25 protein-coding genes and 1 riboswitch are annotated in these 26,972 nt (G+C 51.1%); of the genes, 4 read left to right on the top strand and 21 right to left on the bottom strand.

The annotated features are described in order from the left end of the window. Nucleotides 1-9 precede the first annotated feature (9 nt). The 14 genes from RW092_RS21385 to metE all read right to left on the bottom strand — a co-directional run bounded on the left by RW092_RS21385 (nucleotide 10) and on the right by metE (nucleotide 14,739). Nucleotides 10-609 (bottom strand): nucleotidyltransferase family protein, encoded by a 600-nt coding sequence (locus tag RW092_RS21385; protein ID WP_316011229.1) that lies wholly within the window; start codon nucleotides 607-609, stop codon nucleotides 10-12. Then, the gene (locus RW092_RS21380) at nucleotides 609-1,856 is read right to left on the bottom strand and encodes an MFS transporter (RefSeq protein WP_406878805.1); all 1,248 of its coding nucleotides are present in this window, start codon (nucleotides 1,854-1,856) and stop codon (nucleotides 609-611) included. Before RW092_RS21380 ends, RW092_RS21385 begins: the two co-directional genes overlap by 1 nt. Nucleotides 1,857-1,893: 37 nt before the next feature. Further along, nucleotides 1,894-2,739 carry an aldo/keto reductase gene (locus RW092_RS21375; protein WP_316011237.1) on the bottom strand — a complete coding sequence of 282 codons (846 nt, stop codon included), beginning with the start codon at nucleotides 2,737-2,739 and terminating at the stop codon, nucleotides 1,894-1,896. Between the two features lie 170 nt (nucleotides 2,740-2,909). Beyond that, the gene (locus tag RW092_RS21370; RefSeq protein ID WP_016312309.1) at nucleotides 2,910-3,401 is read right to left on the bottom strand and encodes a sigma-70 family RNA polymerase sigma factor; all 492 of its coding nucleotides are present in this window, start codon (nucleotides 3,399-3,401) and stop codon (nucleotides 2,910-2,912) included. A 193-nt stretch (nucleotides 3,402-3,594) separates the two neighbouring features. Further along, nucleotides 3,595-4,686 (bottom strand): sensor histidine kinase, encoded by a 1,092-nt coding sequence (locus tag RW092_RS21365; RefSeq protein ID WP_028538941.1) that lies wholly within the window; start codon nucleotides 4,684-4,686, stop codon nucleotides 3,595-3,597. Beyond that, on the bottom strand, nucleotides 4,676-5,380 hold the full coding sequence (locus RW092_RS21360; RefSeq protein ID WP_028538942.1) for a response regulator transcription factor: 705 nt from the start codon (nucleotides 5,378-5,380) through the stop codon (nucleotides 4,676-4,678). Before RW092_RS21360 ends, RW092_RS21365 begins: the two co-directional genes overlap by 11 nt. Nucleotides 5,381-5,485: 105 nt before the next feature. Continuing rightward, complete coding sequence (locus RW092_RS21355; protein ID WP_051416948.1) at nucleotides 5,486-6,550, bottom strand: sensor histidine kinase; 1,065 nt, start codon at nucleotides 6,548-6,550, stop codon at nucleotides 5,486-5,488. Continuing rightward, nucleotides 6,547-7,227: a response regulator transcription factor gene (locus RW092_RS21350; RefSeq protein WP_028538944.1), complete on the bottom strand. Its 681-nt coding sequence runs from the start codon at nucleotides 7,225-7,227 to the stop codon at nucleotides 6,547-6,549. The genes RW092_RS21355 and RW092_RS21350 overlap by 4 nt, the downstream gene beginning before the upstream one ends. 1 nt (nucleotide 7,228) lies before the next feature. After that, nucleotides 7,229-8,968 carry an ABC transporter ATP-binding protein gene (locus RW092_RS21345; protein ID WP_316011228.1) on the bottom strand — a complete coding sequence of 580 codons (1,740 nt, stop codon included), beginning with the start codon at nucleotides 8,966-8,968 and terminating at the stop codon, nucleotides 7,229-7,231. A 198-nt stretch (nucleotides 8,969-9,166) separates the two neighbouring features. Further along, nucleotides 9,167-9,880: an MgtC/SapB family protein gene (locus RW092_RS21340; RefSeq protein ID WP_016312315.1), complete on the bottom strand. Its 714-nt coding sequence runs from the start codon at nucleotides 9,878-9,880 to the stop codon at nucleotides 9,167-9,169. A gap of 140 nt (nucleotides 9,881-10,020) precedes the next feature. Continuing rightward, complete coding sequence (locus RW092_RS21335) at nucleotides 10,021-10,728, bottom strand: AAA family ATPase (RefSeq protein WP_016312316.1); 708 nt, start codon at nucleotides 10,726-10,728, stop codon at nucleotides 10,021-10,023. 15 nt (nucleotides 10,729-10,743) lie between these two features. Then, entirely contained in the window at nucleotides 10,744-11,466 is a 723-nt protein-coding gene (locus tag RW092_RS21330) for a hypothetical protein (RefSeq protein ID WP_167669307.1), read from the bottom strand. Between the two features lie 199 nt (nucleotides 11,467-11,665). Continuing rightward, on the bottom strand, nucleotides 11,666-12,292 hold the full coding sequence (locus RW092_RS21325; RefSeq protein ID WP_016312318.1) for an FMN-dependent NADH-azoreductase: 627 nt from the start codon (nucleotides 12,290-12,292) through the stop codon (nucleotides 11,666-11,668). Between the two features lie 128 nt (nucleotides 12,293-12,420). Then, nucleotides 12,421-14,739, bottom strand: coding sequence for a 5-methyltetrahydropteroyltriglutamate--homocysteine S-methyltransferase (metE, locus tag RW092_RS21320; protein ID WP_316011227.1), 2,319 nt, complete (start codon nucleotides 14,737-14,739; stop codon nucleotides 12,421-12,423). Nucleotides 14,740-14,884: 145 nt separating this feature from the next. After that, nucleotides 14,885-15,080, bottom strand: a riboswitch (cobalamin riboswitch). A 220-nt stretch (nucleotides 15,081-15,300) separates the two neighbouring features. Here metE and RW092_RS21315 point away from each other — a divergent pair. From RW092_RS21315 to RW092_RS21300, 4 genes are read left to right on the top strand one after another with little or no spacing between them, the layout of a single operon-like run. Continuing rightward, nucleotides 15,301-16,299 carry a multicopper oxidase domain-containing protein gene (locus tag RW092_RS21315; protein WP_028538949.1) on the top strand — a complete coding sequence of 333 codons (999 nt, stop codon included), beginning with the start codon at nucleotides 15,301-15,303 and terminating at the stop codon, nucleotides 16,297-16,299. A gap of 43 nt (nucleotides 16,300-16,342) precedes the next feature. Continuing rightward, nucleotides 16,343-16,897, top strand: coding sequence for a DUF2249 domain-containing protein (locus RW092_RS21310; RefSeq protein ID WP_028538950.1), 555 nt, complete (start codon nucleotides 16,343-16,345; stop codon nucleotides 16,895-16,897). A gap of 13 nt (nucleotides 16,898-16,910) precedes the next feature. After that, a complete protein-coding gene (locus RW092_RS21305) occupies nucleotides 16,911-18,152 on the top strand; it encodes a heme-copper oxidase family protein (RefSeq protein WP_085279674.1) in 1,242 nt (413 codons plus the stop codon). 26 nt (nucleotides 18,153-18,178) lie between these two features. Further along, nucleotides 18,179-18,478 carry a metal-sulfur cluster assembly factor gene (locus RW092_RS21300; RefSeq protein ID WP_016312323.1) on the top strand — a complete coding sequence of 100 codons (300 nt, stop codon included), beginning with the start codon at nucleotides 18,179-18,181 and terminating at the stop codon, nucleotides 18,476-18,478. Nucleotides 18,479-18,533: 55 nt separating this feature from the next. Here the strand turns inward: RW092_RS21300 and RW092_RS21295 are convergent, their stop codons facing one another. The 7 genes from RW092_RS21295 to RW092_RS21265 form a co-directional block, all read right to left on the bottom strand. Next, nucleotides 18,534-18,920, bottom strand: a complete 387-nt coding sequence (locus tag RW092_RS21295; protein ID WP_028538952.1) for a cupredoxin domain-containing protein — start codon at nucleotides 18,918-18,920, stop codon at nucleotides 18,534-18,536. Nucleotides 18,921-19,029: 109 nt separating this feature from the next. Beyond that, a complete protein-coding gene (locus tag RW092_RS21290; RefSeq protein ID WP_016312325.1) occupies nucleotides 19,030-19,677 on the bottom strand; it encodes a response regulator in 648 nt (215 codons plus the stop codon). Continuing rightward, nucleotides 19,649-20,512, bottom strand: a complete 864-nt coding sequence (locus RW092_RS21285) for a sensor histidine kinase (protein WP_016312326.1) — start codon at nucleotides 20,510-20,512, stop codon at nucleotides 19,649-19,651. Before RW092_RS21285 ends, RW092_RS21290 begins: the two co-directional genes overlap by 29 nt. Before the next feature lie 166 nt (nucleotides 20,513-20,678). Beyond that, complete coding sequence (gene nagE / locus RW092_RS21280) at nucleotides 20,679-22,145, bottom strand: N-acetylglucosamine-specific PTS transporter subunit IIBC (protein ID WP_016312327.1); 1,467 nt, start codon at nucleotides 22,143-22,145, stop codon at nucleotides 20,679-20,681. Between the two features lie 32 nt (nucleotides 22,146-22,177). Beyond that, nucleotides 22,178-22,675 (bottom strand): PTS sugar transporter subunit IIA, encoded by a 498-nt coding sequence (locus RW092_RS21275; RefSeq protein WP_127575474.1) that lies wholly within the window; start codon nucleotides 22,673-22,675, stop codon nucleotides 22,178-22,180. Nucleotides 22,676-22,963: 288 nt separating this feature from the next. Further along, nucleotides 22,964-25,054, bottom strand: coding sequence for a glycosyl hydrolase family 18 protein (locus RW092_RS21270; RefSeq protein ID WP_316011226.1), 2,091 nt, complete (start codon nucleotides 25,052-25,054; stop codon nucleotides 22,964-22,966). Nucleotides 25,055-25,686: 632 nt separating this feature from the next. Then, a partial coding sequence (locus RW092_RS21265) for an ATP-dependent helicase C-terminal domain-containing protein (RefSeq protein ID WP_316011225.1) occupies nucleotides 25,687-26,972 on the bottom strand: 1,286 nt, incomplete at its 5' end.

The following is a 26,972-nucleotide window of genomic DNA, read 5'->3' as shown; positions in this document are numbered from 1 at the left end:
CCGTTAGGTCTAGGTGAGGCCCCCCTCGTTCAATGAGGAACCCGCAGCTCCCTCCTCAACCAGCTTTAACGGCCAGCGTCTGAGCCATTCTTTGTCGTGGACCCGCTTCTGGAACACGTGATGATCGTGAAAATACGGCCCTTGCCGAACCCGAAGCGACAGGAGATCGTCCAGCCCGAAGGGCGCGATCAGCTCGACCTCCCCCGCTGCGTTCAAGCGTGCGGCCACCGCCGTTGCCGTTTCCGGCCAATACCGCATAGCATCCTCAACCGAACGGTAAGGCGGAGTACCGTTGCGCAAATGCATGCGCGCCTGATTTTTCACCGACCAATTCAACCGAGGATTTCGTTCGCGCAGTTTTGCATCATTGGCTTTCTCCGCCTCCTCATCTAGACACGATGGATCATAATACAGCACATCCACATCGTGCAGCGGCGTCCGTTCAGCATAGCCATGCAGCACGTCCCAGACAAAGTTGCGAATATATCCGGCGGCGATGCAGCCCTGAGGCAACTTCAGCTCAGCAACAAGCTGCAGATCCGTCATCATGTCCGGCTGCCGGCGAATCGCCTCAATCAAATCGGCAGCACCAGTGATCGTTGATATCATCAGCTCCCTGCCTCCTGCTGTTTTAATGCTTCATCCTTGGGCAGCAGGACGGTGAGCAGACCGATCAACGGCAGCAAAGAGCAGACCTGCATAATGAACAAAATGCCCGCCTGATCGGCAAAGTTCCCCAACACGGCAGACCCTAAGCCGCCAAGCCCAAAGGACAAGCCAAAGAACAAGCCCGAGATCAGCCCGACCTTTCCCGGCAATAGCTCCTGCGCATACACGACGATGATCGAAAACGCCGAGGACATGATCAGGCCGGCAATGACAACGAGTACGCCTGACCAGAACAGGTTGGCATAAGGCAACAACAGCGAAAACGGCGCCGTCCCGAGGATAGATACCCATATGATATTGCGCCGCCCATAGCGGTCCGCGATCGGCCCGCCAAAAAACGTGCCCACCGCCGAAGCCGCCAAAAAGGCAAAAATATACCATTGAGCCGTATCTTTCGCAACGCCGTAGTGGTCCATAAGGAAAAATGAATAAAACGTCGAGATACTGATCGAATATACGTTTTTGGAGAACAACAGCAGCACAAGCACGGTAATAGCCAGCATGATTTTGCCCCGGCTGAGCCGGCTCTTCGTTCGAGCTGCTCCACCTGCGGCTTTCGAACCCGCTGCACGCAGCTTACGTGGTTTCAAATCCTGGCCGCTGTACCATTTTGCTACGAAAAACTGGATGACGATCGCCGCAACCGCTGCCAAAGCAAACCAAGCTACGCTGGTCTGACCTAACGGGATAAAGATCAAAGCTGACATGATCGGACCTAACGACGCCCCGATGTTCCCGCCGACTTGAAAGATCGACTGCGCTAGGCCGCGTCTTGGACCCGCCGCTAAATAAGCTACACGCGACGACTCCGGATGGAACACCGACGACCCCAGCCCAATAGAGGTCACTGCCAGCAGAATCAAAGGATAACTGGGAGCAAAGGCCAGCATAACGATGCCCGCCAGCGTGAAGCAAACTCCAAGCGGTAGAATATAAGGCCGGGGCCGAACATCAGAGTACAAACCAACCAAGGGCTGGAACAAGGAGGCTGTCATGTTCATGGCGAACGAAATCCAGCCGATTTGGCCATAGGATAACAAGAGGGATTCGCGCAGCACCGGGAATAAGGCCGGAATCGCGGATTGCATCGTATCGTTTAATAAATGCACCGTGCTGATCGCAAAAAGAATCGGATAGACCGTAAGTACAGGATTCGCCGACTTCACGGCGGTTGACTGGTTCATCATGACCTCACATTTTTTCGGTATAGAATGGTTGATTCATTTATTTGGGTATGTTTTTATCTGGATCTGATCCGAACCGTTGGTTGCGGTTTAATCCATCGATCGCCTGCATCTCCTCGGCACTTAATTCGAAATCAAAGATATCCGCATTCTCTATAATCCGAGCTTCCCGGATCGATTTCGGAATGGTGACGACGCCCAGTTGTACATCCCAACGCAAAATAATCTGTGCCACCGTTTTGCCATATTTGCTGGCAATGCCTTTCAGCAGCTCATGCTCCAGCAAATGACCTTGGCCCAGCGGCGACCAGGCCTCCAACTGAATGCCTTTCTCCGTGCAATAGCGAAGCAATTCTTTTTGACTCAAATAAGGATGAAACTCCACTTGGTTGACGGCCGGCACAACCTTGGCTTCGGACAACAAATCCTCCAAATGGTGGATTTGAAAATTACTTACGCCGATCGCGCGTACCTTACCTTCGGCATACACTTTTTCAAGCGCCCGATACGTCTCCTTGTACTTCCCCTTCACGGGCCAATGCACGAGAAATAAGTCCAAATAGTCGAGCCCTAATCGCTTCAGGCTGTCGTCAAACGACTTCAGTGTCGTCTCAAACCCTTGATCCGAGTTCCACACCTTGGACGTTATAAATACATCTTTCCTTTGAAGACCGTTCTCTTGCAGCGCCTCCCGGACACCTTGACCCACGCCTTCCTCATTGCGGTAAGCGGAAGCGGTATCAATACTGCGGTAGCCCGCGCGGATTGCCGCCTTCACAGCTTGCACGACTTCCTCGCCTTCCTTGGCCTTAAAGACGCCAAGTCCCAGCCAAGGCATTTGAACTCCATTGTTTAATGTCACGCAGTCTTGCAGATGATTTGGCAACTTCGACATGGGTTTCGTCCTCCTTTATGTTCAGGCGATTTCTGGTAATATCCTACATCAAGTCAACCGAAATGAACAGAGAACAAACCAAAAAGACCGCCCAAAGGCAGTCTCAGAGGTAGGAAAATCGTATTCCTATCGTTAAGTATTTAAGAAGGATAAGTATCAGATCAGGCAGTTTCTCTGGATCGACGCAGCTTTTGTCTGGCGCGGTACAATACGATTTTGAAATGGGATAACGAGATACCCATCAAATCCGCCGACTCCTGATAAGAGAAGCCCTGTACGTCATACAGCAGCACCGCATGTTGTTGGTTCGGCTGCAGAAAAGCCAGCTGTGCGTAGAGTTCCCGGCGGCTCTCTTCGCCAAGCACGGATTTCTCCGGAGTATCGTCGCTCGGATATCGGTGAAAAAATTCATTTTCGTACGAGGACGACCGGCTTTCCTTCCGCAGCAAGTCGATATAAGCGTTATGGGCGACGCGAAGCAGCCAGGCCTTGGCTCTCTTCCCCTCTGCTTCGTGCAGGTGCATCAGCGCCCGGCAAAACGTCTCTTGCATCAAATCCTCAGCGATATGCGAGTTGTGGCACATGCTATACAAATATCGAAAAACGTCATTTTTATATTCGCGGTAAAGCAAATCCATAGAACGAGTCTTCATGATTGATTCCTCACTTTCTCCCGGCTTTCAAAAAACAAGGCTGTCTTTGTATCTCCGCCTTACTTGGTCCATTATGCCGAATAGAGTTTGCGTCCCGACTAAGAAATTGTTAAGTTTTCCTTAAGAATTTACTGCGTTTTCCTTAAACAAAAAGACGCCATCTGGCGTCATCCTGCGAATTCTAGTTGATATTTCAGGCGTCATCCCGGCGCAACCGTACCGTAAACGCGGTACGATACTCGTTGCTGTCCGCCGAGATGGAGCCATGGTGCAAATCGACAATATGCTTGGCGATCGCGAGGCCGATGCCGGAGCCCCCTGTCTGGGAAGCGCGTGACTTCTCCACACGGTAAAACCGATCAAATAGATGCGGCAAGTCCACAGTCGGAATCGGATCACCGTAATTGACAACTTCGGTGACGATTTCTTCGCCTTCCTGCCAGCCGCGAATATCCAGATACTTCCCCTCGTGACCATACCGGATCGCATTGGTCATCAGGTTCTCGTAGACCCTGCGAAGCTTGTCCCCATCCGCCTGAATGTACAGCGGTCCGTGCAGATACAGCCGGCATTCCATGCCATTCTCTTGCAGCTGCCAGCCGAAATGCGCAGCCATTTGATGAAGCATCTCCGCGAGATTAATCCGCCTGAATTCCAGCTTCATCTCCTTATTTTGCATACGCGTGTATTCGAACAAGTCCTGTAGCAGCTGCTTTAGCCGAAGTGACTCCTCGTAGGCCATGTTGACATAATAACGCAGCTCCACCTCATCGCGGTAACGGTCCTCTTCAATCAGTCCCAAATAACCGATTATCGAGGTAAGCGGGGTGCGTAGATCATGGGATACGTTGGTAATCAGCTCATTTTTCGTCTGCTCCGCCCGCCGTTCATCCTCGATGGAGGTGACCAGCCGGTCGATCATCCGGTTGATATCGGTCGCAAGCTGCCCGAGCTGCCCAACGTTCTGTACGGGGATTTTCCGTACGGAGCCGGCTTCAATTTTATGGACCTCTTCGATGAGCTGCTCCAAGTAGCGCTTCTCTTGACGACGAAGGCTGCGGCGGTAAAAATACAACGAAAACAGCATTAGAATCGGTACGCCGGTCAAATAGTACGCTTCCGGGAAACCGATATTTCGGTTAATCCACAGCACCACATTGTACACCGTCATACTAGGGAAGCTGATAAAAAATAACCGCGCCAGCAAAATAAGCAAAAATAGCGCAATTAGTGAAGTGACGACGGTCCAGAACAACCAGGCAACAAAACGCAGGCTAGCTTTCAAGTTTGTAGCCAACCCCCCAGACGGTACGAATCAGCTTCTCCCCATCCATTTCCTTCTCCAGCTTATCTCGGAGGCGGCTGATATGCACGGTAACCGAATTGCTGCTGTCCAAATATTTATCCTTCCAAATCAATTCGAAGATTTCCTCAGAACCAAATACCCGTCCGGGATGGCTCGCCAACAGATGCAGAATGCCAAATTCGATTGGGGTCAGCTTCAGCGGGTTGCCGTCTACGGTCGCCGTGTGTGTTTCTTTATCGATCGCCAGTGAGGCGATCTTGATAATATGATCCTGCGATGGCTGTGTTGAGCTTGGCGGCTGCACAGTATAAGAGGATCGACGAAGCAACGATTTGACCCGGGCGACCAACTCCAGCGGATTAAATGGCTTCACCATATAATCGTCCGCTCCGGTCATCAGCCCGGTTATCTTGTCCATATCGCCGTCCTTGGCGCTTAACATAAGGATCGGCGTGGTCTTGGATTCACGAATCTTCATACAAACGGAGATTCCGTCAAGCCCAGGGAGCATCACATCAAGAATCACCAAGTCCACTTCCTCCTGCTCGGTGATCTCCAGCGCCCGCAAGCCGTCCTCCGCCTTCAGTACATGATAACCTTCATTTATAAGATAGATTTCGATTAGTTTTGCGATTTTTTCGTCATCATCGACAATCAAAATACGTTTACTCATTCATCCAATCATCCTTTATTTGAGCTGGTTAGACAAGAGCACACAATACCATCATATCATGTCTCTTGCCTCCAAATCCAAATAAAAGGTTACAAATTCCAACCATTATTGTTTCCAATGGAAAGGGATGAACACGTGAAATCTAGAGCCTTTACCGAGCTCAGAAGCGACGGTAATCTCACCTTGATGGATGTCCACGATTTTTTTAACGATCGACAATCCAAGCCCGCTGCCCCCATCTTTGCGTGTACGAGCTTTGTCAGCTTTATAGAAACGCTCAAAAATATGAACCAAATCCTCCTCGGACATGCCAATCCCGTTGTCCGCCACCATAACTACTGCCCGCTCCTCTTCAGACGTAAGCGACACTCGGATTTCCCCGCCTTCCGGCGTAAATTTGATACTGTTATGAATCAGATTCATCCAGACCTGGCTGAGCAGATCCTCGACGCCCTCAATCTCCAGCTCGGAAACCTCCATCTGGATTTGAATGTTTTTGGCTAGCCACTGAGGCTCACAGGCTAATACCACATTTTGCAGCTGGCGGTCCAGCCGAAACCGGTTCGTCTGCAGCGAGGTACGGTCTGTTTCCAATGCGGAGAGCTTCAGTAAATTATCGCTCATCTGCGACAAACGGCGGCTTTCCGATTCGATAATCTCCAGGTAATGGTTCCGTTTCTCTGGCGATAAGTCCGGTCTGCGCAAAGCTCGGGCGAAGCCGCGGATTGAGGTTAACGGGGATTGGATTTCGTGGGATACGTTGGAGATGAAGTCCTGCCGCATCGTTTCCATTTGTCCCAATGCCCGTGCCATCTCATTAAAGCTGTTCACGATCGTTTCAAACTCCCTCATCCGTTCAAATCCATCGATCCGAACCGAGAAATCCCCTTGGGAGATCCGGCGAATCGCATCGATCACGCGGTTCAGGCTTCTCAGTTGACGAGGCCGGAACATCGCGGATATCAGAAGCATGATCAATAATAATAAGATGACACCGAAAATGACATTAAGCAGATCGATAACATAAGCCGAAAAAGGAGGCTCCCATCTTCGGTAAATCGCTGCAGTTCCCCAGCGCGCCAAAGACCAAGTGATTCCGAAACATGCGAGGATAATCAGAAACTGGCCGATTCGGAGCAGGATCTCTCCGGCTCTCTTCCAGAAGATCAACGTTCCCCCACCTCCAAACGGTAACCGAGACCACGGATCGTACGAATTTTAAATCCAAACGTTTCTTCGGGAAACCGTTCGCGCAATCGATTAATATGCACATCCAGCGTGCGTTCATTTCCTTCAAAATCGTATCCCCAGATGTCCTCAATCAGCTGTTCCCGGGGGAGGGTACGCCCTGCATAGCTGCCCAGCTTGAACAGCAGTTCGAATTCCTTCAGCGGCAGCGTCAGGCTGGAATCGCCATTTTCAACTTCAAAGGTTTTGCGATTCATTCGCAGCGTACCGATGGTCACGATCTGCGAGATCGACACTTGATACCGCTTGAGCAGCGCCTTCACCCGGGCAACGAGTTCGGCGGGTTCAAACGGTTTGACGAGGTAATCGTCCGTGCCCAGTTCAAAGCCCTTGACCACCTGCCGGGTCTCCCCCTTCGCCGTTAACATGAGCAGCGGCATCTCATAGTAACGGCGCAGCTCACGGCAAAGATCCCAGCCGTCCATCTCCGGCATCATGATGTCGAGGATCACCATGTCGACCTTTTCTGATTCCACTAGGGCCAGAGCCTCCCGGCCATTTTCAGCTTCCAACACTTGATCGATACCCGCTTCCTCCAGGAACAGGCGAACCAGCTCACGGATATGTTGATCGTCGTCCACAACGAGAATTTTAGCCATGTTACATCTCTTCCTCCTCGTTATCAATCGGTTCTGACTCTTCTTGGCTTGCGGCGATTTGCAGCTGCTGTGAGGCGAACTCGCGATACATGGCGTGCTGGCGCAAGAGCTGCTCATGTGTGCCTCGGCCCGTAACCTTCCCTTTTTCAATAAAAATCAACTGATCTGCCCCAATGACGGTCGAGAGCCGGTGGGCAATAACAATCGTTGTCCGACCCTTCATCAGGTTATTCAGTGCCTTCTGAACTACAATTTCCGAGCGGCTGTCCAGGCTCGAGGTAGCTTCGTCCAGCATGAGGATGTTCGGATCACGCAGTAATGCACGCGCAATGGCGATCCGCTGTCGCTGTCCCCCGGACAGCTTAACCCCGCGTTCGCCGACATCGGTATCGAACCCGTTTGGCAGTTCGGCGATAAAGCCATCCGCATACGCCATCTCCGCCGCCCGCTTCAGCTCCGCTTCGCTGACTTCGCGCTCGATGCCGTAGCACAGATTCTCACGGATTGTTCCGGCGATGATCGGACTTTCTTGTGAGACGTAGCCAATCATTCCGCGCCAGGAGCGCAGCGAGAATGAATCGATGGGGGCGTCCCCCAAGCGGATGCTGCCCTGCTGCGGTGTATAAAACCGCTCCAACAAGGCAAACAACGTCGTTTTGCCGCCGCCGCTGGGGCCTACAACTGCGGTTACGGTTCCCGGTTCCATCGTAAACGAAACGTCCTGCAGTACCGGCTCTTCCGGATTGTACGCGAAGGTAACTCCGTCCACGATTAACGGCTGATCCGCCTTGGTAATCTCCTGTCCTTGGTCAAAAGGCTCTTCCTCGGCATCCAGCGTTTGAAGAATCCGCTCGGTTGCCCCTTTCGCTTTCTGAAGTTGGGTGAAAAACGTCGTCAACTGCGTCATCGGCATGACAATCTGAACGAGGTACAAAATAAACGCCACCAATTCTCCGGCGGACAGCCCGCCGTTCGCTACCTGCATCCCGCCGTAGCCAATCACCACGACAAGCAGCATCATCATCACAAAGGCCATAAAGGGGCTAATCCATGCCATGACTTTACCCTCCCGTACACCGAAGGAGAGCAGTCTGCCGATCGCTTGGTTGCCGCTTTCGTATTCCTGCCGCTCCGCATTCGATGCTTTGACCAGGCGGATTTCGGACAACACCTGGCTTAAGGCCGCTGTAAACGAGGCGGTCTCGTCCTGCATAGCCAGTGAGATTTTATACATCGTCCGGCCCAGCGGCACAAGGATCAGTGCGGCGAGAGGGATCACCGCGGACATGACCAGGGTCATTTTCCAGTTCAAATAAAACAGGACGGCTACCGCACCTAGTATCGAGATAATCCCGCTGATAAAGCCGGAGACTTGTTCGGAGATCAACGTTTTGAGAATTCCGGTGTCATTCGTCATTCGACTGACCGACTCCCCGGTTCGAGTATTGTCGAAGTAGGATACCGGCAAGCGGAGCATCTTCTTCCACAATCGATCCCGAAGGCTGGCAACCATGCGCTGACCAGTATAATTCAGCAGGAAGATCGATACGCCGGAAGCGACGGACATCCCGATAAATGCAGCACCGATCCACAAGATCTGCGACCCGCTGATGGAAGACAGCGAAAAACCGTCAACGAGATTTTTCGTGAACATCGGAATGACGAGGCTGACCAACGTTGACAGGAGGCTGAGGACGATCGCGACAACAAAGAGCGGCAGCGGCGGTTTCGTTTCTCGCATCAGGCGAAAAAACGCCTTTGAACTTCCTCCGCTTTGGCTCACTTGATCATCTATATTTTTTAAGTTAGGGTTATTCCTTGGCATGTGGTTCTCTTCCCTTCCCTCTCTATCTGAAACAAGACGAGCCGGACATACCGGCTCTAGGAAAAAGACTACATATCGAATTTAAACTGAAGTTAAACAATGTTAATGTTGAAACTAGAGATTTTCTACTTCCACACTGATGACATGGTTAATCTTCCGGAGAAAATGGTACAGCTCCGTCGTATACTCCTTCTCGGATGCGGTAATCACCATATCGACGCGCTGGCGGCCCTCCTCCAGGTCTTTGATCTTCAGCCGCCGAATCCGGTGCTTGTTCATCTTCGATGTTTGTTCCAGATCCCCGCTGCATTCAATGATCCGAATCAGTTCGGTGACGTTGCCATGATCCTCCATGACGATTTTGATGGAGACGTCACGTTGATTCAGCTTATATGGTCCAATCCATTTAATGATATAAGGTACAACATTCACGGAAATGATGAGTAAAACCACCGTTAATGCAGCCGCGAGGTAGAAGCCGGTTCCGATCGCGATACCAATCCCTGACGCTGCCCAGATCATCGCCGCAGAGGTCAGGCCGGAGATTCCTTCATTGCTTCGGCGAAGGATCGCCCCTGCCCCCAGGAAACCGATCCCGCTGACGATTTGCGCTGCCAGCCGCATCGGATCCATGTTCGGATGATCTGGTCCAGCGAATTTAGCAAACGCCTCGATCGACACAATCGTAACCAAGCAGCTGGCAATACAAATGACCATACTTGTCTTGATGCCCAGCGGTTTCTGCTTTAATTGCCGATCGATCCCGATAAATAGCCCGAACAATAGCGCGAGACACAGTTTTACAACGATTTCCATTTCGTTCATCATGATCGCAACTCCTCCAAGTATATAAGGTGAGTATAATTGTATTCGGCACTTTGGTGCAAATCGAACATCCCCCTCCCAAAATATGAAAAAGAAACCCATGCGACTGGACACGCTACCTAGCCAGCAGGAGTTTCTTGGGCTTACTGTGTTAAACGTTCAGCAAAAATATCGTCGGGATTCGCATCAGAATAAGATTTCACAAACTGATCATAGGTACCTTCAAATGTGAACCTTCCTTGGTTCAGGAGATGAATTTTACAATCCACTTTCTGAAAATCATGCAGGGTATGGCTGGATAACAGAACGATCCGACCGGCTTGAGCCAGAAGTTCAATTCTTCGCAAAATTCGGATTCTGGCTTCAGGATCAACACCGGACGTAGGTTCATCAAAGATGTATAACTTCCTCTTCATCAGTGTGGCCGCCAAGATACTCAAAAATCTTCTTTCTCCAACGGATAATTGTCCAAACGGAGTGTTCCAGGCTCTCTCCATAAATTCCATTTCCGATGGGTTCATCCACGAATCCGTATAGGGGGTGTTAGTTACTTTGATCTTATTTGAATGATCTGTGTGAAGATAGAAACGAAATAAATCCTTCCCCTTCAACACATTGGGAAATAACAAGCCTTGCAATTTATATAGGATCTCCGTATCATGAGGAACGCCGACAATTTCTTTCGGGCGTTGGATTACGCCGGCGATTAAGTCAAAAAGAGTTGTTTTTCCTGAACCATTTTTTCCAATCAAGACCTGAATCTTCCCCGCTTCAAAGTCTGCACACAAATCGTTTAAGACCTTACGATCGGACTTCTTATAGGTATAGCTTAAATGACGAATGGTGATCATCGGTTCCTCCTTCGTTCAAGTGCGGTAAGTGGGGGATACAATTTTAATCCATTTGAAGCCTGTCGTTCCCAACCCCATGTAAAGGCCTGTGATAAGAAATAGATAAACGGAAGACAAGTGGCTGATCGGTTGGCCTGTAAACCACTCTGCAAAGACGAAAGTCAAATTCCGAACGTACTCCAGCGGGTTAATGAAAGCCATCACATGCCCAAGCGGAAACGGCAAGGAATCTGAGTTGGCCGATATCAAAAACATCACCAGCACCGAGATATTGAGAAGGGTCATTAATGCTTCCTGTCGGACAGGCAAGAATAGAATGTTCAGAACAAACAGGGAAACCGCAAGCCCGCCAATCAGGCTGGAGGTTAAAGCGGTCATTACAAAGGGGAGAAAATGCGCATAACTGTTCAAATATAAAGTCCCTGTAATTGCGGTGAACAACAGAATCATGAGGATGAGGAACACAAGCTGGCTGATCAATTTGCCTAGTATTACGCCATTTTTGCTGCCAGAAACGAATTTAAACATTTTTAAAAAGCCCGTTTCTCGTAACGAAATTAGACTTGTAGTCACTTCTACAGACATCACTAAAGTGATATAGGAGATAAACAAGCTAGACTGATGAATAAAAGTGTCTTCTTCCGGTTGCTGCATTAGCCATGGTGCATGATATACAAAAAAGAGAAAGAGCGGAAACACCAGATACCATAGGAAACCGATTTTGTGGTTCATCGTCATGATCGCAAACAACCGAACATACTCGTACACGATTCTCATTATTATAACTCCTTGATCAGTGACTATAGGGATATTTTTCTAATATTGTTAGAATTTCAATTATTCTCATTTTATTTATTCCCTGCTTCATTGGTCAAGAAGAAAAAAGCCTGAACCATCATGAAACGGCTCAGGCTTCTGAATTAATGAATCAGTTCAATTAGAATTTAGCAGCCAGTTCGGCAGCGCGTTTTACGCCATCATGAATGATTTCTTCGGCGCGGTCTTGGAATTGGTTGTGTCCTTCAACCACAACGACTTCCGGATCGTTAATGCCCCAGAAGGCCAGGGTGTTCTTCACATAGTTCAGGGACATTTCCAGCGCAGTCGCAGGACCTTCGGAATAAACACCGCCACGCGCTTGCAGCAACGCTACTTTCTTATCGCCAACCAAGCCCACCGGACCTTGTTCGGTGTACTTGAACGTTTTACCCGCTTGGTTCAAGTAGAACAGGTACGTCAACAGCTGTGCTGGAATCGTGAAGTTCCATAGCGGGAATGCAAATACGACCTTATCCGCATTCAGAAATTGCTCCAAATAGCCGTTAGCCAAGTCAGCAGCTTTTTGCTCTTCTGGCGTTGTTGGAATCCCGTTATTGACTTTGAACAGCCCGTTCAGCATATCCAAATCATAGTAAGGCAGGTCCAACTCAAACAGGTTCAATTCGATGATTTCATCATGAGGATGAGTTTCTTTGTACGTTTGCAAGAAGCTTTCGTACAACTTTACGGTTGCAGATTGCTCTGCTGGGCGATTATTAGCCTTAACAAATAAAACTTGAGACATTTGTGTTTCCCTCCGACTCTTCTTTTCTACTTTATTTTCCTTAGTTACTATATATTATCTTGCAACTAGTTTAACAATAGTTATAATAATCACTAACTACCACTTTGTCAATTACAGATTCAAAAAATTCAAACTTTATCCACTTCCGTTTCCGCCTGTATTCCTCTTCTAAATTTGCTGCGAACCTGCTCTGCTGCCGCCGTCATTTGTTTCAAAGCTGCGACTGTCTCCTGTTGTCCCCTCGTTTTCAAACCGCAATCAGGGTTGACCCAGAACAATTCCGGATCTAACACTTGAATCGCTCGCTCGATCAATCGTATCATCTCCTCCGCGGACGGGACGCGCGGACTGTGAATGTCGTAAACCCCTAACCCGATTCCAAGTGGATACGTATGCTTCTCAAAACTGTGGATCAGCTCGCCGTGGCTCCGTGAAGTTTCGATCGAGATAACATCCGCATCCAGCGCACGGATCTCTTCCAAGATATCGTCAAATTCGCAGTAGCACATATGCGTATGAATTTGCGTCGTATCCCGTACCGATGAAGTCGTCATCCGGAACGCCTTCACTGCCCAGTTCAAATAGTTCGACCAGTCCTTCTGCTTCAGCGGCAGTCCTTCGCGCAGCGCAGGCTCGTCCACCTGGATCATTTCAATTCCCGCTTCCTCCAACACTTCGACTTCCTTTCGCAAGGCCAATGCAATTTGATAAGCCACCTGCTCCCGGGACAGGTCACTGCGAACAAAGGACCAGTTCAAGATCGTGATCGGACCTGTTAACATGCCTTTCACCGGTTTGTTCGTCAGGCTTTGGGCGTAGGCCGTTTCCTTCACGGTCATTGGCCCAGCAAATTCGACGTCTCCATAAATGATCGGAGGCTTCACGCAGCGCGTTCCATAGGACTGGACCCAGCCTCCTTGCGTAAACGCAAATCCTGGGAGCTTCTCGCCAAAAAACTCCACCATATCGGTCCGCTCAAACTCACCGTGCACCAATACGTCGAGCCCGATCTCCTCTTGAAACTCCACCCATCTGCGGATCTCCGCTTGGATGAACGCTTCGTACTTCTCCGCGCTCCACTCACCTTTACGCCACTTCTGCCTTGCAGCCCGCACCTCGGCGGTTTGCGGGAAACTGCCAATCGTTGTAGTCGGCAGGAACGGCAGCTGCCACTTCGCCTGCTGCTTCCGCCGCCGTTCGGCGAAATCGCTGGCGCGCTCAGCCGGAGCAGCTGCGGCCTGCGCTGCTTCTTCCCGTACGAATGGAAGGTTGCGGGCTGGATCTGCAGCAAGCGCAGCCAAAGCCCGTCGATTCTCGGTGAACTGCACCGGCTCCGCTCCTTCTCCGTGAACCGCCTTGCATAAGCTCACCAACTCCTCCAGCTTCTGCTCGGCAAAGGCCAGCGCATCGTGCAATACCGGATGCAGCCGCTCCTCCCTTGTTACAGATACCGGGACATGTAGCAAGCTGCAAGAAGGCTGCACGATGACCTCCGACGCTCCGGCCTGAAGCGAAATCACCTTCAGCAGGTTTAGTGCCTCATCTAAATCCGTACGCCAAATATTCCGCCCGTCAATCAGTCCCGCACCTAGCGTCTTGTCAGCAGGGAAGCCGGAACGCCGGAGTGATTCGAGGTTACCTTCCCGGCCATGAACGAAATCCAATCCCAAACCGTGCACCGGCAGTTCAATCAGTTCATCATACCGTTCGACCGCATCAAAATAGGTTTGGAGCATCAGTCGCAATCCCGGAACCTCCTGCGTAATCGTCTTGTAGATCAAGCGAAGCTGTAGTACGTCCTCCTCACTTAAAGAGACAACAACAGCCGGTTCATCGATTTGCACCCAATCTGCACCCGCTGCCTCCAGTTCGCGCAACACCTGTACGTACAGAGGCAGCAGCTTTTGGGTCCAAGTTTCAGCCTCCCCCGCGGTTTCCCCTTTGGATAACTTCAGCAACGTAAACAGTCCGAGCAGAACAGGCCTTCCGTTGATCCCGAGCTCCTGTTTCGCCTCCAGATAGGCTTGCAGCGGCCGATTGACAGTCAACTTGGGATCACGGTTCCCCAGCTCAGGTACGATATAATGGTAGTTCGTATTAAACCATTTGGTCATCTCGCTGGCGGTTGCTTCGTCATTGCCTCTTGCGATCGCGTAATACAGATCAAGCGAGATTTGTTCCCCGTTCCAAGCGAAGCGCTCCGGTACAAGCCCAAACATCGTCGCCGTATCCAGAACGTGATCATAATACGTAAAATCACCAACCGGTATGATATCAAGCCCCCGATCCCGCTGCACACGCAGGTTGTTCAAGCGAATCTCTTTTAATCGAGCATGAAGCTCCGGCTCTGTGATTTTCCCTGACCAATATGCCTCGATTTGCTTCTTCCAATCCCGTTGTCCACCGATTCTGGGATACCCCAGATTACCACTCAAAAAGTTCCCCATGTTCATTTCCTCCCATTGGTTTGATCAATCATACTAAGTCCGTAAAAAACACAAAAAAGGTCCTCGATAGCATGGCTAAAGAGGACCTTCGATCCGTTGTTCGATGGCTTGCAACTTTAACACCTCCCTATCTCCCGTAGGTACTGCAGTGCTGTTGAAATAGGCAGGTCTCCTGGCTCCGGGATCTTCGCCGGATGCAGCCTTCCCAGTGATTGTCACCAGTGGCATCTCATACATCCGACTCCTCCGTTACAGTGGCGGGACCGCGCCGGTATTGCACCGGACTTCCCTTTTAAGCTTCAGCCATGCTCGGCCGAAACACCTATTTCCGCTATATTCGGTTGGAATATACCTACCATCTTACTTCATCTGCCCCGCGAATACAATATCAAACAGATCGGAATTAACTTATTTATGCAATGAGAATGGGAATCAAATGACAACATTTTCGACAACTTTCATGTGATACCTATCACAATGCGGTCTTCGGACCCGTCGTACGATGAAAGTACATCAAGGAGCCATTTCCTTCACCATTATAGAGAGAAAGAGGAATGACCGATGAAATCGCGGAACATCCCAAAGCTTCTGTTGATTAGCTTATGCTGTCTGATCATGATTGCCGCAGCATGGTTTGCGTTCCCGTCGGAGCCCCCTCAGGTCAGTGCCCCTCCCCTGCAAGCGGAAGAGCTGCATCTCCATCCACCGCCCGTGGAGCCGATCATTAGACGGGAAGGCCATACCGTCCGCATTGAAATGACTGCGCAGCAGGCGGATATCGAGATCTCCGAAGGTGTCACTTATCCGGCTTGGACGTTTAACGGAACCGCCCCTGGTCCGGTGTTGCGGGTAAAGCAAGGCGATCAGCTGGAGTTTACCTTAAAAAACTTAGATCCCGACATGCCGCACTCCATGGATTTCCATGCGGTCCATGCCGCTCCAAGCAAGAAGTTCATTGACGTGATGCCTAACGAGCACGGCACGTTTACTTATCCCGCCACCACGCCAGGCGTGTTCATGTATCATTGCGGAGTTAGTCCGGTGCTGCTGCATGTGGCTAATGGGATGTACGGGATGATCATCGTCGAACCGACAGACGGTTACCCAACGGACTCGGAAATCGATCGAGAATATACGATGGTCCAAAGTGAATGGTATGCGGCCAATGATCTGGATGCGTTTCAACAAGGCGATCCGGAGGTTGTGGTATTCAATGGCGATGACTTTACGTTAAAAGACCATCCGTTCCTCGCCAAAGTTGGCGACCAGGTCCGCTTGTACGTCATCAATGCAGGGCCAAATCACGTTTCTTCGTTCCATGTGGTCGGGACGACCTTTGATCGCGTTTATCTGGACGGGAATCCAAACAACCAGCTGTACGGAATGCAGACCGTATTGCTTCCAGCCGGCGGCGGCGCAGTCGTTGAATTTACCGTTACAGAGGAAGGGGATTATCCAATCCTTACCCATCAACTGAGGGACGCCAACCTCGGCGCTACGGCGATCTTGCGCGTAACTCAGGACGGAACGGATCATGGAGCACCGGTGATGAGCCATTAAGGACTACCCTATTCATGTAAATTCATAAACGAGGTGACGTTGGATGAATCGACAAGATACCAAAATCATAGAGCTCGACGTCCGAGAGCAACTACGCAACAAGCTGGAGCCGTTCCAGCTCATCATGGACACCGTTAAGAAGCTAGAGAAAGATGATCTCTTCGTGCTACACGCTCCGTTCAAACCGACTCCTCTGCTCAAGCTGTTGAAAATGAAAGGGCTCGTGGGCAAATCCGTGATGCAGGACAAAGAGCATTGGGTTACCACATTTGTTCATAAGAAAAACAAAGCATGGCTCGAAGAAGAAAACGAATCGATTGAAGCAACAGCAGATGCTGCTCCGATATCAACGGCGGTTTCCAGCGAAAATACCGCCAGTCCCAACATCATCACGCTGGACAACCGCGGTCTGGAACCACCGCAACCGATGGTCCGGACGCTGGCGGCACTGGATCGCTGTAAGTCAGGGGATGAGGTGCATATTCACAACGACCGAGTACCCGTATTTCTAATCGAAGAGTTAAACAGCTTGGGCTGCACCTATACAGTGGAAGAACAACCGGATGGAACCGCCAAAGTCCAGATCCGCAAACCTTAAGGAGGTGAACCTGATGCCAGCCATGTCCCGCCTGCCTTTTCTCTTTATCGTCACCGGAATCTTCGGATTCGTCCTGTTTCACGCCACCTCCCTGATGTCGCTCACGGGCTGGATCGGCGATGATATCCGCGGCCCGGCTGGCTGGTTCCAGGTCCACCTGTTTGTACTGGGCTGGGCAACCATGCTGGCAATGGGTGCCGTCTACCAGCTGATCAACGTTATTTTGCAGTCAAATATTTACAGTGAACGTCTCGGGTATGTGCATTTTGCGCTGTTTACCATTGGGCTGTTTGGTCTGCTGTTTGGTTTCATTCAAGGCGATACGTATTGGATTGGCGGCTTTGCGACAATTGCATTCTCAGGAGTTGTCTTGTTCGTCTGGAACCTGACCGCTACGTTGCTGCGGGCCAGAACGTGGAACGCAATCACCATGAGCACCGCCTGCGCGATATTTTACCTGCTGCTCACGGGGTTATCCGGGTTGGCGATGGGGATCAATTTTGCGACCGGTCTATACAACGATTTGCACGAAAACCTATTTGGCACGCATATTTGGCTAGGAACATTAGGCTGGTTTGGACTGTTGATCACCGGGTTCAGTTATAAGCTGCTGCCGATGTTTTACTTGTCCCATGACTATCCAACTCGTCTGGAATTCGTCGTTTGGGGCGTATGGAACGCAGGAGTTCTGCTGGGCGCGGCTTCCTTTCTGTTTGGTTTACCGACAGGCTTCAAAATCGCTGCACTGCTCCTGATCGTCGTTGCCGTCCTTTGTTATAACGTTCATCTGCTGCAAATCCGTAATAAACGGCATAAGCGCAGCCCGGGGGCAGGCATTGAGTGGACGGTGACCGGGAGCCAAATCTTTGCCGCCTTTGCGGTCATGTTTGCGGTACGGGCGCTGCTGTCACCGGGGCAACTGCTGGAAACCCAAACCATTCTTACCGCTGGCTTTGTTTACTTAAGCTGCTGGGTCTCGTTTACGGTGCTTGGCTACCTGTCCAAAATTGTACCGTTCCTATGGTGGACCTACAAATACGGCAAACAAGCCGGACACCCGGGAACCCCGGTGCTGGCCGACCTGTTGAACGAACGGAAAGTGAATCTTGGGTTGACCTTGATGCTTTGCGCGAATTTGACCGTCCTTATTGGCATCGTGACCGGCTCCTCGATCGGGATTGCCGTTGGAGGCGCCGTATTATCTATCGTTTCGGTGGCTTACATCGCTATAATCGCGATGGTGTTTGCTCATTAACGACATTACAAATGGAGGGAGTCGCCATGAATAAAATTGAACAAATCCGTGAATGCCTGCGTGAGGTTTATGATCCCGAGCTTGGGGTAAATATCGTGGATCTTGGGCTGGTATACGATATTCGGGAAGAAGAGGATCAAGTTTACATTCAAATGACCTTAACAACACCTGGCTGTCCGATGCATGATACCATCGTGGGCGGTGTTCGATGGGTACTTCATGATCAACTTGGCATCCAAAACCCCGTCATCGACATCGTCTGGGAGCCGCGCTGGTCGCCGGAGCATATGTCGGAGACAGCCAAGGAACAGTTAGGGTATTTTTGAGGTAATTATCAAAACAAGCTGACGGCTTCATCTATGGGGATGAGCCGTCAGCTTGTTATTTTACGATCAGGACGCCTTTCATTTGCTTATGGTTCTTCCCACAGGAGATGTTGCAGGAGTACTCAAAGGTTCCGGCTTGGTCAGCCGTAAACGTAATCGTTTTGCCGCCGCGAACTTCTTTGTTGTATCCCTTGATTTTCAGCGAATGCATCCCTTGGGTATTTTCGAGCGTAATTTGCACCGTATCGCCCTTTTTGACCTTAATTTCTGTCAAGTCATATCCTGAAGAACTGGCATAAACAGTAAACGACTTCACCGGTCCTGCCGTTTCCGCTGCCGGTTCAGAACCGCCGATATAGCGCCCTGGGGCGTCAGCACATCCCGTTAGCAATAGCATCCCGGCCGCAATCAACCGGGCAACAGCACCCAAACGTTGGTTCATCAGCCTTTCCCCCTCTTGAACTAAGAGCTATTCTCAGTTTAGAACGGGAAGGATTCATGCCTTGTGATTTCCATCACAACTTCAAGCTTTGTCCCTGATGCTGTTGAAATCAGCCCCGCGAGTCAATCCACCCTTGCTCCAGCGCATAACGCGTGAGTTGTACCCGATTTTCCAAATGCAGCTTTTGCAAGATGTTTTTGAGATGGTTTTTGACCGTCTGGTCGGAAATATGCAGTACCCCGGCAATCTCCCGATTGGTCATACCCTGCGCAACCCAGCCGAGGATCTCCCGTTCTCGGGCGGTTAACGGAGGTTGCTCGCTGTTTGATCGTTTGTTCACCGGAAACTCCTGCAAAATCCGCAATGCCAACTCACTGGATAATGGCGCTTCATCGCTGGCGATGGCCCTTAAATATTCCAACCAGGTTCCGGGCTCCAGATTTTTGAGCAGGTACCCCTGGGCGCCTTGCTTCAGCGCTTCAAACAGATGAGCAGCATCATCCGATACCGTAATGAGGACGATCTTCACATAAGGGTAGCGCAGCTTGATCTCGCGGGTGGTTTCCAAGCCATCCTTGCCCGGCATGCGAATATCCATCAAGATCAAATCCGGCATCCACCGCTCCGTCTGGGCGATGGCTTCGTCGCCATTTTCCGCGTAAGCCACGATTTCAAATGAATCATCCTCGGCCAATATCTCCCCGATCGCTTCCCGCGCATGCGGATGATCATCCACGACCAACACGCGAACCTTCATCTGTACCATCTCCTCCCCGAATTTGAATCATCGTTTCTCCCGACCGGGACGCAACTGTCAGTTCCCAGCCCATCTCGTTCGTCCGCTCCCGCATAATCTGCAGGCCGTAGCGGCCTGGTTTGACTGCAGCCTCTTCCGTGAAGCCGCGTCCGCGATCTGTAATCGTGACGGTGAAACTGTGCGCATCTCCAGATGCCGAGATCTCGATGGCTTGTACGCCCGCATGCTTGGCTGCGTTAATGACCGCTTCCCGCAGGCAGGATACCAGCACCATCTTCGCCTTCGCCGGCCAACCCGCTTCCTCCAATTGCCAGTCCAAATGCAACGTGAGTTGCTGTTCCACCGCAATCCGACGCACGATCGCCGACATGGAGGCTTCATCCCCTTCACCTTCCCGAGCGCCCGGAGGAATCCGCAGGTCGGAAATCGCCTCTCGTACATACCGGTTCACTTCATGAATTGATTTGCGCAGCCCGTTCCAATCATACGAACTGCCTGCCGCCTGTTGTTGCCGTTCGGCCCGGTCCACCTTGACGGAGAGCAGGAACAGAGATTGCGCGATTCCGTCGTGCAGCTCGCGAGCCAGCTGCTCCCGCTGCTCCAATCGGGCCTTCAGCGCCCGCTCCCGCTGTAATTCTTCCTGCATGCGTTCTAGGTTTGCGAACCAGCGATATTGCAAGGTAATACTCACCGCAAACAAAATAATCGGTGTCAGCACATTCCCAAGCTCCATCGACACAAAGGGCATGAGAAATTGGTGGCGTACCACCTCCCAGACCCCGACCACCAACGTTGGAATGATCAAGATCAACCATTTCGTAAATTTATAGGACATCGTCTAACTCCTTAAGCCGTTTTCGTTCGACTTAACTTTACCTAACCCGAGATCAGGCTGGCAAGCGTTAGACAAAAAAATTGAATCCTTTCGTGTGATAAAGCCGTAAAATAAAAAAGCAAGGCGGAACTGCCATTCCGCCCTGCGATGCAATACGTGCGTTACCTTACAGCATCTTTTTGATGTCATCCTTGATCGCTTCGGATTGCGGTCCGAACACGACTTGGACTGCGCCTTTGCCGAGTCTCATGACGCCCGATGCGCCCAACTGCTTCAATGCGGCATCGTTCACCTGTTTATCGTCCTTGACGACGAGGCGAAGGCGGGTAATGCACGCATCCACGGACTCAATATTTTCCGGTCCGCCGATGTTCGCCAGAATTTTGGCTGAACGGTTGTCGGTAGCTCCCTTCCCTGTTCCGGAAGTCTCTTCCTCTACCGATTCAGCGATATCCTCAGCGTCTTCACGACCTGGTGTTTTCAAATTCAACTTGACAATCAAGAAGCGGAAGATGATATAGTATACAACCGCCGTAACCAGACCTACTGGGATGAGCAGCAACGGCTTGGTCGAGATTTGATAGTTAATTGCGTAGTCTATGAAACCCGCGGAGAAGCCGAAACCAAGCTTCATACCCAACGCGTAAGTGACATAAGCTGCAATCCCCGACAGCACTGCGTGAACCCCATAGAGCACCGGAGCGACAAACATGAAGGCAAATTCCAACGGTTCTGTAATCCCCGTCAAGAACGATGCCAATGCCGCTCCTAAGAAGATGGAGCTTACCATTTTGCGTCTTTCCGGTTTAGCCGTATGAATAATCGCAAAAGCTGCGGCCGGAAGACCAAACATCATGATCGGGAAGAAGCCGGTCATAAACATACCTGCTGTCTTGTCTCCAGCGAAGAAACGGTGCAAATCGCCATGAATGACGTCCCCTGCTGCATTCGTAAAGTCCCCGATTTGGAACCATACAATTGAGTTGATGATATGGTGCAGACCAAACGGAATCAACAACCGGTTCGCAATGATATGAATAGCCGAACCAATGCCGCCCAGACTGGTTACCCAATCGCCAAAAACATCCAAAGCTGCTTGGACCGGTCCCCAAATCAAACCGAAAATCAAACCTACAATAACCATCGTTACGGCAGTGACCATTGGAACAAATCGTTTGCCGCCAAAGAAACCTAACCAATCTGGCAGCTTGATATTATGGTACCGTTTGTACAAATAGGCTGAGATACAACCTACGATAATACCACCTAGTACACCCATATCGAGTTTGGTATCGGCGGATTGCATGAGTTCTGGGAAAATGCCGGGTACTCGACTAAGCACGTTCAGCAAAATCAAATGACCGATAACGGCGGATAAAGCAGCTACCGCATCTCCGGCCAAACCAATCGCAACGCCAACAGCAAAGATCAGCGGAAGATTGTCAAAGATCGTTCCCCCGCCTGCTGCCAAGAACGGTGCGATATACGTGTTGAGAAATCCCCCAACACCATCCCCCAGGTGAAAATCCTTGATGTAGTCGATGCTGCCGAACCTGAGCAGAATTGCCGCTGCAGGCAGTGTTGCAACCGGTAGCATCAATGACTTACCGATTTTCTGGAGAAAAGCTAGCATGCATTAACCATCCTTTCTTTACTTCTTGGATTTTATTGTAAAACCGCCTTCAAAATGACGCTGCTGCCTGCCGTCACAGGACCGGTGATAGGTTCAACGCTGCTTGTCACTTCTCCGGCGTTTGTTACTATAATTGGCGAAATCACCGGATAACCCGCTTCGCGAATGGCTGCAATATCAAATTCGATAAGCAGCTGACCTGCTTTAACTTTGTCCCCCACGGAGACATGGGCGGTAAAGCCCTCACCTTTGAGCGACACGGTATTGATTCCAAGGTGGAACAGAAACTGCAATCCCGACGAATGCTCCATCATCACGGCATGGTTACTTTTGATCACATGAACGACTTTACCGTCAAACGGTGAAACCAGACGTCCTTCGCTCGGTTCAACGGCGATCCCCGGCCCCATATGGCCCCCGGCGAACGCTTCATCTGGAACTTGAGCTAACGGTACAGCCTCACCGGTTAGCGGCGAAAGGATCTCCAGTACTTTACTCTCCGTATTTTTCTTTCTCCATTTTGAAAACATATGGCTCTCCTCCTATTTCTAATTACCTATATTCTGGCATCTTTAAGAAATCAATATGCCTATTCCCGGATATTGGGAGATATAGGCGAAAAAAAAGAGCCAAGAAAAGAAGCCTACGGTTAATCTAGGTCTGCTTTCCTTGGCTCATGCCCATTCTAAAACAATGGTAACACGCCAAAAGTCATTTAATTGTCGGTCGGTTATGTGACTATAATAATTCAAGCTCTTCCTAGCGTCAATAGAAAAATGAAAGCGTACACATGATGTTAGTTATTTTAAATTTTATTCTTAAAGCACCTGAAATAATGCGGGCACCTTATCCGGTTCCCATCCCGGCAGCGACGTATGGGCTTGAATTACTTTATAGGTCACACCGTTATACGTTACGAGCTGATTTACGGTATACGACGTATAGGGTGCCCAAGCTGCCGGCCCTGTCCCTTCCGAATCCGTAGTTACCGTCACCGCGTTGCTCGAAGGCGAGAGATTGCCGGCGGCGTCTTTGGCCTTCACGGTAAACGTATAGGAAGTCGATGGCGCTAGGCCGCTGATCGTCGCCGTTGTTCCCGTTACCGTCGCAGCAAGCTGACTGCCGTTGTATACCTCATATCCGGTCACACCTACGTTATCGGTCGAAGCACTCCAGCTCAGGCTGACGCTGGTTGAGGTTTTGGCCGTCACCGTCACGTTACCCGGTGCAGTTGGAGCAGTTGAGTCGCCTGGGTTGGTTCCCGGCTCGGTCGTAACCGTAACCGGAGCGCTGGCGGGTGAGACATTACCTGCAGCATCCCTTGCAACCACGGTAAATGTATACGTCGTTTCAGGGGCAAGATCGCTGATCGTCGCCGTCGTTCCCGTTACGCTGGCCGCTTGCATTCCGTTCCGGAAGACGTTGTATCCCACAACGCCAACGTTATCGGTAGAAGGCTGCCAAATTAACGTGACGGAGCTCGCCGTTTTAGAGGTGACCGTTACACCGATTGGCGTAGAAGGTGCCACTGCATCTCCCGGCGGTGTTACACTTCCGCCCAGATCGTTTCTCAGCTTGGTGAGCAGCGTTGTGTTGCGGTCACCGCTCAGCTCCCAGAACATGGCCCCGGCAAGACCGCGGCTCTTGATATAATCGGTTTTGAAGCCGATGGATTGCGGATCGTCATACGAGATAAACCGCCGGACCGAAGGATTATACAGATACGGCACCTTGGCTGTATCGTTCCAGTAGCGAGTATACCCGTTCTTATTGATATAATTTGCTTCCAGGTCATAGTAATCAAAGGAACCGGCCTCCCACGTTCCGACGGAAGACCCTCCGCTGGCGCTTTGGTATTGACCGTTGCCAGCGTTGTTTACACCATCCCACCCGCGACCGTAGAACGGAATGCCAAGCACCAATTTATTGGCGGGAACTCCGGCGTTCAAGTGGCCTTGCACTGCAGCGTCGGCATTAAAGACCGTGGCGCTGGGTACGCCAGCGTTGCCAGCAGCCGGATCATAATACAGCGGCGCATTATGGGCCGTAATTTGCTGCCACCCGCCGTTAAAATCATAAGTCATAATATTAATCCAGTCGACGATGGAGGCGATGTTGCCGAGCTCCGTATTGCTGACAAAGGAAGGTGAAGCCCCTGAAGCGATCGTCAGCAAATATCTTTTGCCATCGACCGCACCGGCGGCATCCAGCTTATTCCGGATCTCTTGAAGCAGCTTCGTATAATTCTGCTTATCTTCAGGGCGATAGCTGTTCCCCGGCAATCCGCCGGCAACCGGGTATTCCCAGTCCAAATCAATGCCGTCAAAGTTAAACTTCCGCAGGAAGTCGACAGCGGAGTTGGCAAAGGTCTCTCGTGTAACTTGGCTGGCAGCCACATCGCTGAAGCGATTGGACCAGGTCCACCCGCCTACCGAAATGATCGTCTTCAGGTGCGGATTCGCCTGTTTGAGTTTATTGAGCTGATGAATATTGCCTGCATACGGTTGATCCCAGGTGTCGCCGGGAAATAACTTGCCGGTATCGATCCAAGGGTCTCCCAAGACGATTGTGCCGTTAGGCACGTTAATGGTTTGGCCCTTCTCGTCCTGCGTCGGCCAGGTTACAGGGTTCGGACCAGCTGGGTCCGGATTGCCGTGACGGCCGTCCCAGGCGATATCGGCAAAAGCATAGTTGATATGGGTGATCTTGGAGGCGTCGATATCATAGACATTAAAATTGCGGTCATAAGCTCCCCAAGATGGATAGTAGGCAACGATTTTGTAAGGATCGGCAGCCTCAGCGGCTTTCGGTTGGAGCAGGCCGCCAGGCAGCAGCAGAGATAAAGCCAGACAGGTCAGAGTAAACAGCTTCCACTTCTTGGTGAAGCTATGGGTTCTCTTCGAATGCATCACTTAAATCCCTCTCTTTCAATCGAAATTGAATTGGAATAAAGCTAGCAGCAAGAACTCTGGCTGTGTGATCCATGAAATGGGCCAACGTCACGAGTCTTTCGCGTTCGTCAACCATTCTCCTTTCCCTTTGGAACTATCCGACGGGCTCCTCGCTTATCCTCTGTCCGCCGCAGCCAATCACCTCCACAAATAGCTAGATCTCATTTCACTTCTTGTAAGCGCTCAAAGCCAATCCCGGCGCCTAGAGGATCTCTAAGTAGCGCCTACAAATCTATTAAATCATACTAGAAATGGGTATAAAAGGATAAATTTCTATTATTTAATCGATTAATCGGCTAAAAAATGCAAAAAACGCGGCGATCTCAGAAGATCACCGCGTCTGAAAAATGGGATATGGCGCTGGTTTGGTCGATATACTCGATTTTTCAACCATATTTCGTGACAAAGTGTTGAAATCAGGAAATCTATATGATTTTTCATATAAAAATGTGGCAATAAGCTCCCATCAGCCCAAATTTATATGAAATTTCATTTAGATTAGGCCAAAATGGCCCCTTATCCGCTGAATCTATTCGATATTTCGTGTTCAATTTCCCGGTTCAAGTCAGTGATGGCACGCCAAACTCATGTTAACGCAGTCCATCCGGCCGCACTTTTCGGGTTGCGGTGGCTTGAAGCGGATCGTCCGGCCAATAATGCTTCGGGTAACGCCCCTTTAAGTCCTTTTTGACCTCAAAATAGGTATGTTCCCAAAAGCTACGCAGGTCTGAGGTAACCTGAACGGGACGGCTGGCCGGTGACAACAAATGTAGCGTAATGGGAACCCGTCCAAACCCGATCCGCGGTGTCTCCATCATGCCAAACACTTCCTGCAAGCGTACCGCCGCATAAGGGGCTTGAGGGCCGTCGTAGTGAATTTGGATTTTGGAGCCGCTGGGGACAAGCAGGTGTGTTGGCGCTTCGGCATTTAACTCCTGTTGTTGCGGCCAAGTCAGCAGACTCTCCAGGATATTGTACAGAGACAGTGCCTGCAAATCCAACCGCTTACGAACGCCGGATAAATACGGCGCCAGCCATTCCTCCGCGGTTGCGGCCAGCGTATCATCGGACACATCCGGCCAATTCGGATTGAGGCGGTGCAAAAACATCATCCGCTCCTGCAGCTTCCTCGCCTTCTCCGTCCACGGCAAGATGGCAACGCCTTTGGTGGCAACGGCCTCGAGCAAGGCTTGCACAATCTGCTCCGCGCTTGGCGACGGATCCGGCTGCTCCCGCAGCACGATTGCGCCAAAGGTCCGGCGGATTCTCGCCCGCACTGTTCCCGATGCATCATCCCATTCCGCCCGCCTCTCCTCGGTAATTCCCTCCGCATGATGGCGGTACACGTCCTCTTCCTCCAACGGGGCTGCCAGCAAAATCCGCCCTTCGGTCCCCTCGTCGTCAACCTCGGCAATCGCCAGGAACGCAGATTGGCCTAAGGAATCCTTGTGGAGCAGCTGCGCCCCCCGCCCGTTACGCATCACATACCGTCCATCTGGGCGGCGGAACGCAATCCGATCCGGATAAGCGAAGGAGACGAGCAATCCGCAGCAGCGGTCCAGATCCGTAGGAACGGACGCAGATGGAGCTTGCGAAGTCAGGTCAGATCCGGCTGGCGCGGGAGCTGTGGGCTCAGCGCCGGACGCGGCCTCGCTGTCCGGCGGCTCGAAATCAGGGTCGTCTTCGGCATCCACGACGACCCATCCGCCAAGCTCGGCGGGCGCCTCAGGCGCGCCGAGCGGCGACGCCTCAGCCAGCGGCTCCGGCTCCGCGAGCCGCTGCTCCCACTGGCGGGCGAGCGCAGCGATGCGCCGCAACCCGTCCAGCCCGGGCTCCTGCACAGCGGCGGCAAACTGGCCGCCGCCCCTGCCCCGGG

The sequence above is a fragment of the Paenibacillus sp. 3LSP genome (assembly GCF_032465655.1).
Classification (GTDB): Bacteria; Bacillota; Bacilli; order Paenibacillales; family Paenibacillaceae; genus Fontibacillus; species Fontibacillus barengoltzii.
Note: the sequence above shows the minus strand (reverse complement) of the source record. Positions and strands in the feature narration are given on the sequence as shown.

What these genes read in the sequence shown, in the direction of transcription:
- RW092_RS21385 (WP_316011229.1), bottom strand. Translation starts at nt 609, where the DNA reads ATGATATCAACGATCACTGGTGCTGCCGATTTGATTGAGGCGATTCGC.
- RW092_RS21380 (WP_406878805.1), bottom strand. Translation starts at nt 1,856, where the DNA reads ATGATGAACCAGTCAACCGCCGTGAAGTCGGCGAATCCTGTACTTACG.
- RW092_RS21370 (WP_016312309.1), bottom strand. Translation starts at nt 3,401, where the DNA reads ATGAAGACTCGTTCTATGGATTTGCTTTACCGCGAATATAAAAATGAC.
- RW092_RS21360 (WP_028538942.1), bottom strand. Translation starts at nt 5,380, where the DNA reads ATGAGTAAACGTATTTTGATTGTCGATGATGACGAAAAAATCGCAAAA.
- RW092_RS21350 (WP_028538944.1), bottom strand. Translation starts at nt 7,227, where the DNA reads ATGGCTAAAATTCTCGTTGTGGACGACGATCAACATATCCGTGAGCTG.
- RW092_RS21345 (WP_316011228.1), bottom strand. Translation starts at nt 8,968, where the DNA reads ATGCGAGAAACGAAACCGCCGCTGCCGCTCTTTGTTGTCGCGATCGTC.
- RW092_RS21340 (WP_016312315.1), bottom strand. Translation starts at nt 9,880, where the DNA reads ATGATGAACGAAATGGAAATCGTTGTAAAACTGTGTCTCGCGCTATTG.
- RW092_RS21335 (WP_016312316.1), bottom strand. Translation starts at nt 10,728, where the DNA reads ATGATCACCATTCGTCATTTAAGCTATACCTATAAGAAGTCCGATCGT.
- RW092_RS21330 (WP_167669307.1), bottom strand. Translation starts at nt 11,466, where the DNA reads ATGACGATGAACCACAAAATCGGTTTCCTATGGTATCTGGTGTTTCCG.
- RW092_RS21325 (WP_016312318.1), bottom strand. Translation starts at nt 12,292, where the DNA reads ATGTCTCAAGTTTTATTTGTTAAGGCTAATAATCGCCCAGCAGAGCAA.
- metE (WP_316011227.1), bottom strand. Translation starts at nt 14,739, where the DNA reads ATGGGGAACTTTTTGAGTGGTAATCTGGGGTATCCCAGAATCGGTGGA.
- RW092_RS21315 (WP_028538949.1), top strand. Translation starts at nt 15,301, where the DNA reads ATGAAATCGCGGAACATCCCAAAGCTTCTGTTGATTAGCTTATGCTGT.
- RW092_RS21310 (WP_028538950.1), top strand. Translation starts at nt 16,343, where the DNA reads ATGAATCGACAAGATACCAAAATCATAGAGCTCGACGTCCGAGAGCAA.
- RW092_RS21305 (WP_085279674.1), top strand. Translation starts at nt 16,911, where the DNA reads ATGCCAGCCATGTCCCGCCTGCCTTTTCTCTTTATCGTCACCGGAATC.
- RW092_RS21300 (WP_016312323.1), top strand. Translation starts at nt 18,179, where the DNA reads ATGAATAAAATTGAACAAATCCGTGAATGCCTGCGTGAGGTTTATGAT.
- RW092_RS21295 (WP_028538952.1), bottom strand. Translation starts at nt 18,920, where the DNA reads ATGAACCAACGTTTGGGTGCTGTTGCCCGGTTGATTGCGGCCGGGATG.
- RW092_RS21290 (WP_016312325.1), bottom strand. Translation starts at nt 19,677, where the DNA reads ATGAAGGTTCGCGTGTTGGTCGTGGATGATCATCCGCATGCGCGGGAA.
- RW092_RS21285 (WP_016312326.1), bottom strand. Translation starts at nt 20,512, where the DNA reads ATGTCCTATAAATTTACGAAATGGTTGATCTTGATCATTCCAACGTTG.
- nagE (WP_016312327.1), bottom strand. Translation starts at nt 22,145, where the DNA reads ATGCTAGCTTTTCTCCAGAAAATCGGTAAGTCATTGATGCTACCGGTT.
- RW092_RS21275 (WP_127575474.1), bottom strand. Translation starts at nt 22,675, where the DNA reads ATGTTTTCAAAATGGAGAAAGAAAAATACGGAGAGTAAAGTACTGGAG.
- RW092_RS21270 (WP_316011226.1), bottom strand. Translation starts at nt 25,054, where the DNA reads ATGCATTCGAAGAGAACCCATAGCTTCACCAAGAAGTGGAAGCTGTTT.